Below are 15,523 nucleotides of genomic sequence, written 5' to 3'. Positions count from 1 at the left end.
CTACTTATAGCATCTTAATACTATTAGGGGCTGATAAACTACCAATCATATCTTTTTTAACCAATCCTTCATTTCTTTTTTCGATAATATAGCCTTGAAATCCATTAACAAATAATTCGGAAAGCCTTTCTAGCTGTGTTTCTGTCTCAACTCTTGTGGCAATTGTTTTTATATTTAATCGGTGAGCTGTGCGTGAAATAGAAGCTAACAAATCCGACTTCGTTTGATCATTTAATTGATGCGTATAAGCAAAATCTATTTTGACGTAATTAGGGCGGAATTCATTAAGGTAATCTAGTGATTTGAAATGACGTCCGTAGTTATCGACGCCAAACCCAACCTCGTTAAACTGCATAGCTGAGCATAATAAACCGGTCGCATCGGGTTGTCTGATAAAACTGGATTCTGGTATTTCGAAATATAATCGCCCAGCAAGTGCTTTGTTATTTTGAAGTAGGCTGCCTAGCCATCTGATGAAGGTTGGATCACTTATACTGCTATAAGTCAGGTTTACAGCAAGGGGACCTAGCTTTCTGTTGTGATTTAATTTTTTAATAATGTCTTGTATAACGTGTCGATCAAATAAGCTTCCAATCCCAAGATCTTCAAGTGCCCCCAAAAACTGTCCAGCGCTGAATTCTTCTTTTCCCTTTTTTATCGATGTTAACACTTCAAAATGGTAAATATCTGCTTCTTTAAATATGACGGGCTGAAAATGAAATACAAAGTAATTATTGGCAATGGATTCTAACAAGAGAGATTTCCATTGCTGTTTCCCCAGTGCTGTTTCAGTTTGAGACCCTTTAACTAACACCGCTGGCTGCTGAGGATCCTGTGCTGCTTTTGATAATGCATTGTCGAGCTGAGTGAGCAAAGTTCCTGCTGTGGTGGGTATATCGTTTAGTAGCAATCCAACACGGGTTGATTGCTCGTCTTGAATAGATGAATCAAATTGTACCTTTTCGACAACACTTAATATTGTTTCACCCATTAATTTTAATTTTTCGACGGTAATATTAGGTACTAAAATAGCAAATTCATCCGTGGATAAACGAGCAAGAATTAAGTCAGAATAAATAATGGATTCATTAAGTTTAGATGCGAGTTGTTTAACTAGGTTGTCGCCAGATTCATAACCAAAGCTGTGATAATTATCATCAATAAGGGTCGTCTTTATTATTGCCAACCCACCGTTATGTGATTTTTTAAGCCAAGAATTTAATTCGTTAATAAAAAAAGTACGATTGCCAAGCCCTGAAACTTCGTCACGGTACGCGCGCTCTCGTAATTTGACGGCTTCGTGAGCTTGCTCTTTGAAGTTAACTTCTAGATGGGCGTGCATCTGATTCATCATTTTGACAATTGTTCGTAAATCTTGCTGCGGTGGTAATGAGATTGATTGGTAAGGTTTTCCGCTTTGTAGTCGAACAGAATATGCCGTAATTTTTTTTAAGGCGCGTAAACGATAAGTAAGTAAAGGTATGGTCAAGAAAAGGCTAATGAAAAAAAGCACGAATGCTATGAATCCACTGTGTAATGTCTTTGACCACAGTTGCTGGTAAGAATATGCCGAGTTGGTGGCAATCGTTAGTGTTACGAAAGGGTCTATTCGCTGCTTAGATACCGTTAATGAGTTAATAGGAAAGGTGAATTTGAACCACGCTGGCATGCTAGCACTAGTGTTGTATTGTTTGCTATTCGTTAAATTTTTATCAAAAGAATTTGTATTTACTTGGAAACTCGCGCTACTGATCATAGGTTGATCTAGGAGGCTATTTAAGACTGATTCAACGAGTTGTGTTTTTTCTTTTTGGGGAATATCACGGTTTATTATTGATGTTAATACTGTGATATTTGACGATAGTATTTGTTCTATATAGTTTTCTTGTTGGTTCTTTAATACTGTAGTATTTGAGAAACACAGAACCATAAATAAAACTAAGCAAACCGTAAAGCTACAAGCGATTGCACCTAAAGTAAGTTGTTTGTATAAAGTCATGCTATTTCAACCATCGTGATTAAGACTATTTTTAGCGGACCTAGTTTTGAATCGTTTTTCTCATGCTAAAATTGAGAGTAACTGATTGAATTGAAGGAAGTACGAGATAAATATAATTTAGCAAATCTACTTCCAATCATTCACACAGTTTTTTCTAATGACGTCATTTTCGATATATGAGTCGAATACAAAATGTAAGAAGAGGCAGTTACATGCAATTTATGGGGGTATTTTAGGGTTCTTGAGGTAACTTGGGTACAGGGCTTTAATGAGCCATTAAGGATATTGGTAATACTACCGAGCGAACAGTATTACCCATTGCGAGTGAAGTAACGGCTAACGGCAGTATAATTTAATGCGTTACTTTAAAATCGTATTTATCAATACCGTGTTTCTTCATTTTGTCGTATAGCGTTTTTCTTGCTAGGCCGAGTTCTTCTTGCGCCTCTTTCAAACACCCATTATGGCGTCTTAACGCATCGCAAAGTAATGTGAATTCAAACCGGTTCACGCGATCGCTCAGGGTTAAATTAAATTGCTCATCACTTATCTCCCCCTCATTACTCAGGCTTACCGTGTCTCCCATTAAAACTAGGCGTTCAGCAAGGTTCCGTAATTCACGCACATTTCCCGGCCAGTCATATTCGAGCAGTTTAGTTTGTTGTTCTGGGCTAATGACTGGGTGCTCAATACCATAGCGTGTTGATGCCGTACGTGTGAAATTTTGAAATAAGATCAATAGGTCATCTTTTCTGTCGCGTAAAGGGGGAAGGTTCACACTCACAACATTTAGGAGATAATAAAGGTCTTGATTGAATTCACCTCGTTCACTCATCACTTTTAAGTCTTTCTTAGTTGCACTAACAAAGCGAATATCAAGATCCATCATTTGATTGATGGCTGAAGGTTCAACATTTCTATTTTCCAAAACGCGTAACAGTTTTTCTTGAAGAGGCGCAGGCATCGATTCAATTTCATTTAAGAAAAGTGTTCCTCCGTTTGCATGCGCAAGCTTTCCTGAACGTTTTTTTTGTCCACTCGAAAATGTGCTGGATTCAAAACCAAATAATTCACTTTCGATCATCGTTTGCGGTATAGCGTTACAGTTTATTGTGATAAAAGGTTTATTTTGTCGGGCACTATGATCATGTAGGAAGCGGGCTACAAGCTCTTTTCCAGTTCCATTTTCACCTTGAATGATTACATCGGCAGCGGTATCTTTTATATGACTTAGAATTCGGCGAAGCTGCTTTATTTGTGGGTTACTGCCTAGGATCCGGGGGCCAGGACCACTTTGCGCCTCTAATTCACGGCGCAGTTCTCTATTTTCTAAAATAAGCTCGCGCTTATCGCCCGCTCGTTTCACTACGTCGAGTAATGTTTCCGTTGAAAAAGGTTTTTCTAGAAAATCATATGCACCGATCCGCATGGCATCTACGGCCATGGTTATATCGCCATGGCCGGTTAAAAGAATGATAGATAGTTCCGGATCTATGGCTAAGGCGCGCTTTAAGAAGGTTAACCCATCGATACCAGGCATATTGATATCTGATATGATCACGCCTGTATAATGATTATCGATAATATCTAATGCTGGTTTTGCACTTGAAAATAAGCTTACGTCGTAATCTTCAAGTTCTAATGTTTGCCCTAGTGCATCACGAATTGGCTTCTCATCATCAATGAAAATAACATGTTTGTTCATTGTACATCCTTAGTAATGCAAGGCAGGTTGATGATAAATTCTGCACCACCTTCACTATGATCTTGAATGATCAGGCTGCCAGAAAAAGAATCGATGATCCTTTTCGAAATAGTGAGTCCCAAGCCTAATCCATCTTTTTTTGTGGTAAAGAAAGGGGTAAAAATACGTTGTTTCTGAGATTCATCGAGACCCGGGCCGTTATCCCATACACGAATTTCGACATTGTCACCTTTGTCAGTTAACTGTACGCCGATTTGAGGTGAGTAGGTATGTTCTAGTGCCTGAATGGCATTATGCAATAGGTTGATAAGCACCTGTTCTAATTGAACGGCATCTGCGCTAACGCGTAAGTGATCAGGTAGTTCGCCTAAGCGTAAAATCACCCCACTTTTGATTAGTTTATTTCGTAATAAGCTGACAGATGAGCGTATAGAGTCAGCAGCAACAGTACAGCTATTGGTTTCTATTGATGTTTTACGAGCAAAAATTTTAAATCGCGCAATGATTTCAGACACCATTATATTGAGCTTAATTATCTCATCGATGTTGTTAGCGACAGAATCATAGCGCTCTTTTACCAAAAGCTTGCGGCTATTTTCCGCATAGGTGCGCATTGCTGCTAATGGCTGATTGATTTCGTGGTTTATACTGGCAGAAAGCTCGCCGAGCATTGCTAATTTTGCGGCTTGTACTAATTCATTTTGAGTTTGTCTTAATTCTGCTTGGCTACGCTCGTATTGCTCAATGGTATCGCGTAGCTGTTGGTTGGTTTCTAATAAGTTATGTGTTCGTTCTACGACTAACTGTTCTAATTTATCATTGAGTTGTGCTAACTCTTTTTTAGTCAGTATGGTTTGTAACCAAGACATAAGGGCAAAACATAGCAACATGTAAAAAGCAGTAAATATGACAATAGCTTGCATAACATATAGATAGGCAGTACTGATTGGGCTAAATCCATAAATATTCCAACCTGCTTTATCCATGCTGTGGTGCGCGATAAGATAGGCGTTCTTTTTTCCATTATCTGGTGTTTTTATACTGCTGATTTCTTGGCGCTCAAAGGTTGCTAAATCTTGGTATTCACTGAGTGCACTGAGCTCTGTTTTACCATACTGGCGTGAAGCAACAACTTGTTCTCGTTGTTGATCATCTAAAATAGTCAGTGAACGATATAACCAGTTATCTTCAGAGCTATAAAATATGACGCCTTGCTTATCGGTAATAGCATACTCAATCTGATCGTATTGCCAAATATCTTCTATTAAAGACAAATCGACTTTGATCACCAATACGCCAATAATGTTATCTTGCTCATAAACGGGGGCTGAAAAATAATAACCGCGTTTTTGCGAGCTGATGCCTAGAGCAAAATATTGACCAAGATTTCCAGCTATCGCCTCTTTGAAATAAGGCCGGTAGCTGTAGTTCTGAGCAACAAAGCTTTTGTCACTTTGCCAGTTACTTGCCGCAATTGTATTGCCAGCTTGGTTTATGAGATAAATGGTATCGGCGTTAATATTTTCAGCCCATGTTTCTAATAGAAGGCTGGTTGTTTGATATTGCTGTGCAATAGGAGTCGTCGATGTTTTGTCTGTAATGAGTGGCGCTAATAGTCGTGGGTCGTTAGATAGCACCTCGGGTAATTGACTATAACGCGATAGCTGGGCATCTAACTTTTCGCCAAGTTGGTTTACATCATTGATAATTTTATCGGAAAGGTGTGTTTTTGCTTGCTGATAAGTCACATTGGCTATTAGTCCACTTAGCAGCAGCCCAATAATGATGAGTAAAGTGAGGTATTTTTTCTTTTGCACGTTAGCACCTAGCTTTTATTTAGAATGAAACGCTAACAAATTTTAGGTCTGGAAAACAAGAAGTCGCTTGCAGAGATCTAACATCATAGTATATATCAGGGATAAATTATTGAAGAAAAGAAGCTAAGGTTAGGCTGGTACTTGTTTTTCGTATTAGCAAAGCGCACAATTTCTATCATTGCATATAGGCTTGAGCCAATAAACGGAGATAACAATGGATTTGTCTGATATTCGTCGTGAGTATACGCGAGGTGGACTACGTCGTAATGATTTACCAGATGAACCACTACCTTTATTTAAGAAGTGGTTGCAGCAGGCGATAGATGCCAAAATTGCTGATCCAACGGCGATGACTGTTGCTACTGTCGATGAATCAGGTCAACCTTTTCAACGTATCGTTTTACTGAAACATTTTGATCGTGATGGCTTTATTTTTTATACCAACTTGGGTAGTCGTAAAGCACTTCATTTAAGCCATAATCCAAAGATAAGTCTGCATTTTCCATGGCATGCTATTGAACGCCAAGTTCATATTACAGGCGAGGTCGAAAAACTGTCTTCGTTAGAGGTTATGAAATATTTCACCTCTCGCCCTAAAGAAAGCCAAATAGCGGCTTGGGCAAGTAAGCAAAGTAATCGAATTTCTGCACGACAAGCGTTAGAAGGCAAATATTTAGAACTGAAACAAAAATTTGCCCAAGGTGAAGTGCCTGTACCTACTTTTTGGGGGGGGTATCGTGTGAAAATTAACTCGATTGAGTTTTGGCAAGGTGGAGAAAACCGTTTGCACGATCGTTTTATATATTCACATGAATCATCACATTGGAATATTGATCGTCTAGCACCTTAAATGTAACTAAATGTTATCAAATAGAAGTGTAGTGAAATAGCTACGCTTCTATTTGTTTGATCTGAATATACTGAGCTTTCTATTTATCAAAAGTATTATTAATCAATATTGCTCATTTGAGGTCACGATACTAACCCCTTCAGGGTGACGTGTATTTAAGGCTTCTTCCGCATTTTTGATCGAATCAATTTCAGAGTTCGCTAAAATGTTAAATTTAAACGGTATATTAAAATGCGGATGTATAACGTAAGTAATTGTAAACGGTTTCATATTATTCCCAATGATAATCAATAGTCTGATGCACTTATTGTATCGTTTCAGCTTTTATTGCCATCTTGTATGGCGGTTCATGGGACGTATTTTAGCTTTATTAAGCTGAGTCAAATTTGATCTGAAAATTGATTATTTAAAGGAATAGCCTCATTACCGTAAACTTAGATTCATGGATTATATGAAAGAACTGTGTTTTTTAATTATTCTTTAAGTATTACAGATAGTTGGCGTTTTAACATGCTTTCTGGAATATGCGATCCAAAACCTAAATCTAATGCTAAATCGATTAATTCTGCTTTGGAGTTGGCGTTAAATTTTTCACGTAACCGCAACACATAGTTTTCTACTGTTTTTACTGAGACATTAAGTACCTTTGCAATGTACTGAGGCTTTTTTCCGTAAAGTAATAAAAAAAGCACTTCAGATTCACGAGTATTAATGGCTACCTTTTGATTATGTAAATCTAAGCTAAATGAAGCCTGATCATTTTTACTAATACCTGCGGCTCGGCAAATCCAATGTCCGACTTCTAGAATCGCGGTATCTGTTAGTTCTACACCTGAAAAAATAGTACCAACCGTTTTATTCTCTTCATTCTTCCACGGTGTTTTTGTGAATAAGTGTGCACGCCAACTTCCGTCTGAATAAGGGTGTATATCAAGCACTCGCATGCGCTGGCCTGAAGTCATTACTTGCACATCCTGCTCTTGGAATGAGGGAGCACATTCAATGGTTGGGCTTGGCATATCAAAATCAGTGCGACCAATACAATCTAAATGATGATCAACACCTATTATTTTCCCGTATTCTGAATTAGCGTAAACAAAGACAGAATCTTCATCTTTACACCCCCAGCAACCAGGAAGTTGATTAAAAATATGGAGCAAGGATGGATCAATGTTGTCTTTCACTCGTTTAGCCTAGCAGTATCAGGATTAAATTGAGAATGAGAGTTAGTCTAATAGATAGCAGAAATGTTACAACCAGAAGCGGAGTGTTTATTAAACAAAATCGTAAATAAAGGTAAAAAAAAGCCGGTCATAAGACCGGCAAAGACAAGAGCTTGACTCCGAAGAGCACAATCCTGTACGACGTGTAGAAGAGGTATCCAATAAAGTTCATATCTAAAATATGAGGGTATATATAAAAGTAAACTCTATTGGCATGTATCCAAAGTTGGATACTGCAGGCAGATAGCAGTGAAGTATGCTCCCTGTCTACGAAAGAAACTATAACCGAGAGAGGACCAACAAAGAAGGGGGGAAATCACCTATTGACACCTCGGCTAATATTTGTTTGTCGTGTTTATATCTTTAATTTTTGCTATTTTATTGCCTGAATATACGTATTTATTGACGGATAATTGATTAACTTACCATGCAAAATACGTGAAAAATTCATATTTAGTGATTTCTTATTCGAAAAGGTAGTAATAGCCGTAAGCAACAATCACTGCTGGGATCGACGAATATATCGTTGCCATCAGGGCTGCTTTAGGTGCAAGTACAATTGCTGGAAACAAAGCATCGCCGTCATTGCTGATTGAATTGCCCAACTGTGCAGACAGTGGCACTGCACCACTGATATAGAGGCTGGTGACTAATATTTGAGGACCACAGCCTGGCAGTAAACCAATAACAACCCCCATAAGGGGAATGTAAGCAGACCATTCTGTAAATGCTGATGCTAAATTGATTCCGGTCCAATACATCGTTAATTCAAATAATAAGAAAGCACAAATTACCCAGCTTGTTACAAAATTGGTATCTTGAGCGACTCGTTGAAAAAGTGTATTGGTTTGCTCTTTGGGATCTTCTGATACCGCAGATTCATAATCTGTAATGTCTCGGCTTATCGCCCACAAAATAATAGAAACAATGGCCGCAGCTGCACCAATAACGTTGATCGTACCGTTTTCAAGATGAAAAAAGTGATCAATGTTAATTTGCAATGACCCCATAATGGCAATAACCGAGGCTGGTAATAACATCCATTTCCAAAAGTGACCTTGTAACTTTAGTGGGGGTTGATGTGCTTCCTTTTTATTAGCACAAGATGGGATAGGTGTGTCTTTAATGGCAGGTCGCATGAAATGCTCACCGTGAATAGCATCGACAATCCAACCAGAGAGCAAACCTACAACAAATCCTATGCTGATAACCAATAAGCCAGTTTTAGGTTGGGCTGCAAGCAATAAAAAGGCTGCATCTCCCATGGTTGCGGTGAGTACGGCAACAACGGAACCAAAACTGAGCCGACCTTTTACATATTGCGTAATAACAACAATCGCCCCCCCGCACCCTGGTAAAGCCCCCATAGAGGCAGAAAATAAAACCTGGAAATAAGCACTTCTATTGAGTAGCCCAGTAAGCTTATTGGTATTACTTAATCGTGATGAAATCGCATGGTAGATAGCAAGGGTTGCTGCAACATAAGTTGCGACTTGCCAAAAAGCATCAGATAAAACAGAAATAGTGATCTCTCTGGTATTCGTCACCACGAGTAGAGCAAGCAAGACAATAGGAAGGATGAGGCGTTTATTCGTTAAGCGCCATATTGTATGCTCTTGTAGCTGGCTTGGTTGCTTGATCTGTGATGCCATAAATAAATAGCTCCGAAATGTTCAATCGCGAAAAAGAAGAGTATCGGTATATTTAAATGCAAATGATAACCATTATCAATAGATTTCGTATGTTGTTTGATCTTTGTATTAACTTTCCTTGTTCTACTTCATCTGCCATAACTCAATATTAGATTCAGCCCCCTTAATAAATCCATCGATTATGCCAGAAAACCAAATCTGTTAATTCAATGTCTCTAGAGCTGCAGCGTCTTCATCCTGTTTTTAGTTAACATTAAATCGATGGGTCTGTTGCAACTAATCAGGTAAGGCAGAGCGACCCCAGTGATGGGCTCAATGATTACTGGTAAACAACCTCAACATTGAAGAGACGATTCATGAAGGCGGATCTCTCCCGCACAAGAGTTTTACGTTCATCATGACGAAGCCAAAAATCAAACTGGCCTTTGTTCAACATCCGTAATGATTCGAATCCCTGGATGGTTGACCAGGCTCGCTTTCGTATTTTGAAACCGCCGGTGGCTACAACGAGCTTCTTGATGGGGGCGTGATCGGACTCAATACCATTATTGAGGCACTTAACTTGCCGCTGCTCGACATCCGCTCGCAGTCGTCCTTCCTTCTTCAAACGGGCAATCGCATTGGCGTATGAGGAATGCTTGTCGGTGTTTAACGTTTTAGGCTGATTATCTACGTCGTAATATCTCAGGCACCGTTTAAGGAACTGATAAACAGCCTCTTTATTGCGTTTGTGGGAAAAATAGAAATCCAGCGTTTCGCCTTGCTTATTGATGGCACGGTAAAGGTAGTGCCATTTCCCCTTCACTTTGACGTAGGTTTCATCAAGCTGCCACGATGAGTCAGTCCGGATGAATTGATGGCGACGTAACTTCTTACGTAATTTAGGGGAATATTCAATGAACCAACGATAAATGGTCGAACGATTCACCGAAATCCCTCGCTCTGCCAGCATGTCGCTGAGGTTCGCGTAGCTCATTGGGGTCGAACCATACCAACGAAGACTCCAAAGGATGATCTCAGGGGCAAAGTGTTTCCATTTAAATTCGTGGTTGGTCATTGAGTCGCTAGGTTAGATGGGAAAGACGGAATTCTGAGCCTTGGCTGAATTTTTTGCAACAGACCCAATTATTTGCAACAGAGCCCTCTCAGTGAAGTACAACACTCGCCTTATCGTGAAGTCCAATTTAATCAGTGTGTTTAAGTAACGATAAAATGTAATACATTATCAAAAGTGTTATCACTGAGGGTAATGATCAGCTAGACGCGTTTTCGTTGTTTAAATCCATTGCTAGCGACAATAAGTTTCGTCGAACAACCCTGAATTTTGTTCGGGTTGAGGCACCTAATCATGAACATAGCGATTCTTATTTGTTAGCTTACTCTAACCAAAGTTGAGCTAACGACATCACACCCATGTTGTCCATTTTCTTACCATGTAGTTTGTCTGAGATGTTGTAGAAGGCGTGATCACGCCATAACGGAATGTAATGGCAATTTTGAATTAACCAATCTTCTCCACGGTAAAGCTTTTCCATAAAATCAGTATTATCACTACTTTCTTGCATTATGGTATCAACAAAAAGTAACAGGCTACGTCGCTCTTTTACATTTAAACAGGTTTGAAAAATATTACCTGTGAGTAACCATTCGTAGTATTGAAAAGACAGATTATTACCAAAGACATAACAGCTATAATACAAATCAACACCGTCACTACCATTCCATGGATAATTACTTCTTTCGACGACATGATGTGAAACTGAAATACCGTATAAATCAAGGTAGTCAAAGAGTGGTTTTAACTCCCATTCATCCCCTTTTCGGTATTGAACCGAAATAGTTCTCTCTGGCTTTTTCATCGTATGATGAAAAAGATGAAAGGCTCTTTTTTGATGGTAAGGCATAATACTATTGGCAAGTGAGTTGATTGGTGTGTTGTGAGCTACAGCAAACTGTCGAATCTTGTGTATTAACCAAGCCCGTTCATCAATACTTAATGGATTCTTATGGTTGGCAAACTCTAAAGTAACGCAAGCATGCTGCTCAACAGAATGGGCGTTTTCATGGTCTTCCGGTTGAACGGGACATTTTTCATAAACATGCCCTGATTGAATTGCTTCTTGATGTTGTGTAGACCAAAATTCCGCACGTTCAATTAATCCTCCAATACCAAAATAACGGTCAAATTTACTCAATATCCAATGATCTTTTTCTTGGTGAAAGAGGCTATATGCCCCTGTTCCAATAGCTTGGTTAAATTTATCTTCAGAGACCTTGGTTTGAGTCGGATCCATATAAAAGACTGCACTATGGATATCAGTCAATAGGTGTAAAAAGGTGGGATCTTTTTGTTTCAAATGAAAGATGACCCAATCATCTTTTATTTCTATTTTTTCGACATGACGATATAAAATCAGATAGGGATGTTCTGTTATACAACGATAATCAAAACAACTTTTTATATGCTGTGGCCTTAATCGTTCACCATTATGAAAATAGATATCAGGACGTAATCGGAAGTGGTACTGATTATCCTTAAAATAATAATGATGTGCGAGATGAGGACGAATTTTGCCTGTGTCTTCGTCATAACGAACGAGTGTGTCGAAGACTGCTTCTAATAACAAGATAGAACTGGAAGACCGTGCATACATAGGTCGACATTCTGGGAATGAATAAGACACGATATACAGTAAGGTATTTGCTTTTGATAACTCAACTTTTGTTTCATTCAACCAAAGGGGAAGCTTCTTTTGCAAAAGAGTGCGCTTTTCAAAGTGCTCAGCGTATACGAACGCCTCATTGATTTTCCCTGAACAAACTTGATACTCAAGCTGTTTCAGTAGTATTTCTTCAAAAGACATTGGTAGTGATAGGGCCGATTTATTACCGCGCCCCCGCCCTGGCACCCACTCAATAAAGCCTTTATTTTTTAATATGTTCATTAACTTACTGGCATTTCTGTCTGAGCAGAAAAAGATGCCTGTCAGTTGATTCATATCGACATAAGATGGCGTCTGGCCAAAAGCACTATACAGTTGCTTCAAACGCTGTAAGTGAACCAATGAGATAAAAGGGGAACCTTGATTAGACATCATATCGTTCTTTATTCCGGTAAATATTTAGATAATAAACATATAAAGAATAAGGAGCTGGTAACTATGACCCCTATATATTATCCCCGTTATACCTTAAATGCTGAACGTCACGCAACTAGGCTTAAATGCCGCTCAACAGTGAAGAAGAACAAAAACAAAACATACCAACACGCTTTTTTACTCGGTGTTATCGTCTTATGTTTGATTTTTTGGGAGCAGTTTTACGCGCTAGCAGCCTAACTGTATCTGAAAATCAGTACACTTGTACTTCTACAGAACTTTGCGACAGAGCCAAAAGATGAAAGTTTTATTTTTACGGTAAAAGTAATCATGTCAATTTCTGTCGATACGGGGCTGTTGCAAATAATCTGATGAGGCAGATCTAGCCAGTCATTGACTTAAAATTACGAGTAAATCACTTCAACATTGAATAAACGATTCATGAAGGCGGATCTCTCCCGCACAAGGGTTTTACGTTCATCATGACGAAGCCAAAAATCAAACTGGCCTTTGTTCAACATCCGTAATGATTCGAATCCCTGGATGGTTAACCAGGCTCGCTTTCGTATTTTGAAACCGCCGGTGGCTACAACAAGCTTCTTGATGGGGGCGTGATCGGACTCTATGCCATTATTGAGGCACTTAACTTGCCGCTGCTCGACATCCGCTCGCAGTCGTCCCTCCTTCTTTAAGCGGGCAATCGCATTGGCGTATGAGGAATGTTTGTCTGTGTTTAACGTTTTAGGCTGATTATCTATGTCGTAATATCTCAGGCAACGCCTAAGGAACTGATACGCGGCTTCTTTATTACGTTTGCGGGAGAAATAGAAATCCAGCGTCTCGCCTTGCTTATTGATGGCACGGTAAAGGTAGTGCCACTTCCCCTTCACTTTGACGTAGGTTTCATCGAGCTGCCACGATGAGTCTGTCCGGATGAATTGATGGCGACGTAACTTCTTGCGTAATGTCGGGGCATATTCAATGAACCAACGATAAATGGTCGAGCGATTAACCGAAATCCCTCGCTCTGCCAGCATGTCGCAGAGGTTCGCGTAGCTCATTGGTGTCGAACCATACCAACGAAGGCACCAAAGGATGATTTCAGGAGCAAAGTGTTTCCATTTGAATTCTGGATTGGTCATTGAGTCGCTAGATTAGAGAGGGAAAATAAGGGATTCTGAGCCTTGGTTAAATTTTTTGCAACAGACCCCTATTTCAATGATGACACCATGACTGAAGATCAGGCTATCAGCCAGTTAATTAAAATTGCGCGTAGTAAAAGATTTGAAAAATAAGGGCTTAATGAATCATCCCTGTCCGTCAGGCGATGGTAACAATTAATAAGCCGTGAATCGGTGTCGACTCATCGTTAATAATTGCACTGATTTTATAGATTAAAACTGTTGAGGATCGTTATTCCTAAGCTGCACGAAAGCAGTGATCCTACCGTTGTAAGGGCAATAATATTGGCCGCCAGCTTAGAGTTTGCTCCCATTGAACGTGCCATTACATAACTTGCTGCTGCTGTAGGTGCGGCACTCATCAAGAAAATAACTCCTAGTTCTAACCCTCTAAAGCCCAGCATATAGCCAGCAAGTGAAATTAATACCGGAGCGATGATCAAGCGCCCGTAGGTTGAATATTTTGCATGAGTAGAATCTTGACGCAGTTGTTTCAGATCCAAGCTTGCCCCAGTGCACAGTAGCGCCAAGGGTAGTGTCATATCTGCAAAATAGCTCCCTGATTTAAGTAATACCTCTGGAATGCTGATATTTAAATAGGAAAAGGGAATCGCAGCACAAATACCGATAATTAAAGGATTTTTTACAATAGAACGTAATAAATAACGGGTATTCAGTGATTGGTTACTAGGGGACGATCGCGTTAGCGTTATTACGGCAAGAATATTGTAAAGTACTGTAATTACTGCAACATATAATGAACCAACCACTAAGCCATTCTCGCCATAGGCATTGGATACATATGCCAGACCTATTATTCCGGTATTCGCCCGAAACGCCCCCTGCACAACCACGCCCCTTTCTGCTTTATCTTTTACTAACCAATGCGCTAAACACTCAAAAATAACAAAGGTAGCGGTATTCGCAGCTAAAGCAAACAGCAATAGGTTGATGTTCCCTACTTGCGCTAAGTCCGCTTTTACCACGCTTAAAAATAATAGCGCAGGCAGCGTGACGGTAAAGACGAGCTTCGACCCCGTTTCAATGAACTTTTCTTCAATTATCCCCCAGCGTTTAAGGGCAATACCGAGGCCGAGCATGATAAATATAGGTCCAGTAACAGAAAATGAGTATTGCAGTTGGATCCAGAATTCGTTCATTTCAATATCCTTATTAATCGAACTATTTGTAACACAAAAAGAGCGATGAATGGACGTTCCTATCTATAACTTATTGGTTTTTTATTTAAATTGATGTTTTTTAAGGTTTATATTGGCAGTTAGAGTATTGCTGAGTACTTTGTTTGTTTTCGGAACTATGATCAAGCAGCGTGAATTAACGGGGGGTGTCATTTCAATTGGAACGATGATCAAGAAGGATCCTATGTTTGGATCGTTAACCTTTTGGAACGATGATCAAGGAGTGATCTTGTTTTCATCTCAACTTTGGGGGGCTCTTTTCTTCTTTCGTTAAAAAACTGGAACAATGATCAAGCATGTAAAATCTATAATTCATTGATTATTATGAAATATATTTTGCATTATGTATTTTGACACATGTTTCCAATATGCTTTCGATTAAGGCGTGAGTATCGCTGAGCCCTTGTAGCATAAGGGAATAAGCGCGATCGTTGAAATTGAAATCACACTGTCCGTAAAGAATGCTATCTTGATCACTTTTCCGGTGTGTTTACGTGGCGAAAACACTATACCCAAGCTACCTCAAGATGCTCGTTTCAGCGAGAATTTGTTGGGCTCTAGGTAAGGCACTTATTTATAGAGCTAGGGTTTTACGTTGGAAATAAGTAACACCGCATAGATCCCAACAAAACTCGCCCTTCGGGAGTGATTCAGCGTATCTACTTCTGTGTCAAATACGCTGATATCACTCTGAATCCTGCATCTTGAGGTCGCTTGGGTATATATTTAGAAGAGAGATTGTTCATTAAGAGAAAAGAAACTAGAGTCTAGGCACGGTTACTGAGACAATGCTTTATTC

General features: G+C 39.4%; 12 protein-coding genes. 2 read left to right on the top strand and 10 right to left on the bottom strand.

The genetic code is table 11. The features are described from left to right. Window positions 1–4 precede the first annotated feature (4 nt). The 3 genes from C9J47_RS00780 to C9J47_RS00770 all read right to left on the bottom strand — a co-directional run bounded on the left by C9J47_RS00780 (window position 5) and on the right by C9J47_RS00770 (window position 5,521). A complete protein-coding gene (locus C9J47_RS00780) occupies window positions 5–1,999 on the bottom strand; it encodes a bifunctional diguanylate cyclase/phosphodiesterase (protein WP_245903231.1) in 1,995 nt (664 codons plus the stop codon). A 352-nt stretch (window positions 2,000–2,351) separates the two neighbouring features. After that, a complete protein-coding gene (locus tag C9J47_RS00775; RefSeq protein WP_107251806.1) occupies window positions 2,352–3,704 on the bottom strand; it encodes a sigma-54-dependent transcriptional regulator in 1,353 nt (450 codons plus the stop codon). Next, window positions 3,701–5,521, bottom strand: a complete 1,821-nt coding sequence (locus tag C9J47_RS00770) for a sensor histidine kinase (protein ID WP_245903228.1) — start codon at window positions 5,519–5,521, stop codon at window positions 3,701–3,703. Before C9J47_RS00770 ends, C9J47_RS00775 begins: the two co-directional genes overlap by 4 nt. A gap of 214 nt (window positions 5,522–5,735) precedes the next feature. On the opposite strand from C9J47_RS00770, the gene pdxH reads away from it, so the two are divergent. Then, window positions 5,736–6,371 carry a pyridoxamine 5'-phosphate oxidase gene (pdxH, locus tag C9J47_RS00765; protein ID WP_107251805.1) on the top strand — a complete coding sequence of 212 codons (636 nt, stop codon included), beginning with the start codon at window positions 5,736–5,738 and terminating at the stop codon, window positions 6,369–6,371. A gap of 102 nt (window positions 6,372–6,473) precedes the next feature. Here the strand turns inward: pdxH and C9J47_RS00760 are convergent, their stop codons facing one another. From C9J47_RS00760 to C9J47_RS00740, 5 genes are all read right to left on the bottom strand, one after another. Beyond that, on the bottom strand, window positions 6,474–6,641 hold the full coding sequence (locus C9J47_RS00760) for an addiction module component (protein ID WP_107251804.1): 168 nt from the start codon (window positions 6,639–6,641) through the stop codon (window positions 6,474–6,476). Between the two features lie 203 nt (window positions 6,642–6,844). Beyond that, window positions 6,845–7,555, bottom strand: coding sequence for a helix-turn-helix transcriptional regulator (locus C9J47_RS00755; protein WP_107251803.1), 711 nt, complete (start codon window positions 7,553–7,555; stop codon window positions 6,845–6,847). Window positions 7,556–8,058: 503 nt separating this feature from the next. Then, the gene (locus C9J47_RS00750) at window positions 8,059–9,246 is read right to left on the bottom strand and encodes a putative manganese transporter (RefSeq protein ID WP_107251802.1); all 1,188 of its coding nucleotides are present in this window, start codon (window positions 9,244–9,246) and stop codon (window positions 8,059–8,061) included. 319 nt (window positions 9,247–9,565) lie between these two features. Continuing rightward, on the bottom strand, window positions 9,566–10,303 hold the full coding sequence (locus tag C9J47_RS00745) for an IS6 family transposase (protein WP_107251801.1): 738 nt from the start codon (window positions 10,301–10,303) through the stop codon (window positions 9,566–9,568). A 319-nt stretch (window positions 10,304–10,622) separates the two neighbouring features. After that, window positions 10,623–12,344: an SgrR family transcriptional regulator gene (locus C9J47_RS00740; protein ID WP_107251800.1), complete on the bottom strand. Its 1,722-nt coding sequence runs from the start codon at window positions 12,342–12,344 to the stop codon at window positions 10,623–10,625. A 63-nt stretch (window positions 12,345–12,407) separates the two neighbouring features. On the opposite strand from C9J47_RS00740, the gene C9J47_RS26945 reads away from it, so the two are divergent. Next, a complete protein-coding gene (locus C9J47_RS26945) occupies window positions 12,408–12,584 on the top strand; it encodes a hypothetical protein (protein ID WP_170107404.1) in 177 nt (58 codons plus the stop codon). A 164-nt stretch (window positions 12,585–12,748) separates the two neighbouring features. Here C9J47_RS26945 and C9J47_RS00735 read toward each other — a convergent pair whose 3' ends face one another. Then, the gene (locus C9J47_RS00735) at window positions 12,749–13,486 is read right to left on the bottom strand and encodes an IS6 family transposase (protein ID WP_107251799.1); all 738 of its coding nucleotides are present in this window, start codon (window positions 13,484–13,486) and stop codon (window positions 12,749–12,751) included. Between the two features lie 245 nt (window positions 13,487–13,731). Next, on the bottom strand, window positions 13,732–14,685 hold the full coding sequence (locus C9J47_RS00730; RefSeq protein WP_107251798.1) for an AEC family transporter: 954 nt from the start codon (window positions 14,683–14,685) through the stop codon (window positions 13,732–13,734). Between the last annotated feature and the right edge of the window lie 838 nt (window positions 14,686–15,523).

Source organism: Photobacterium indicum (assembly GCF_003026215.1).
In the GTDB taxonomy this organism is placed as follows: domain Bacteria; phylum Pseudomonadota; class Gammaproteobacteria; order Enterobacterales; family Vibrionaceae; genus Photobacterium; species Photobacterium indicum.
Note: the sequence above shows the minus strand (reverse complement) of the source record. Positions and strands in the feature narration are given on the sequence as shown.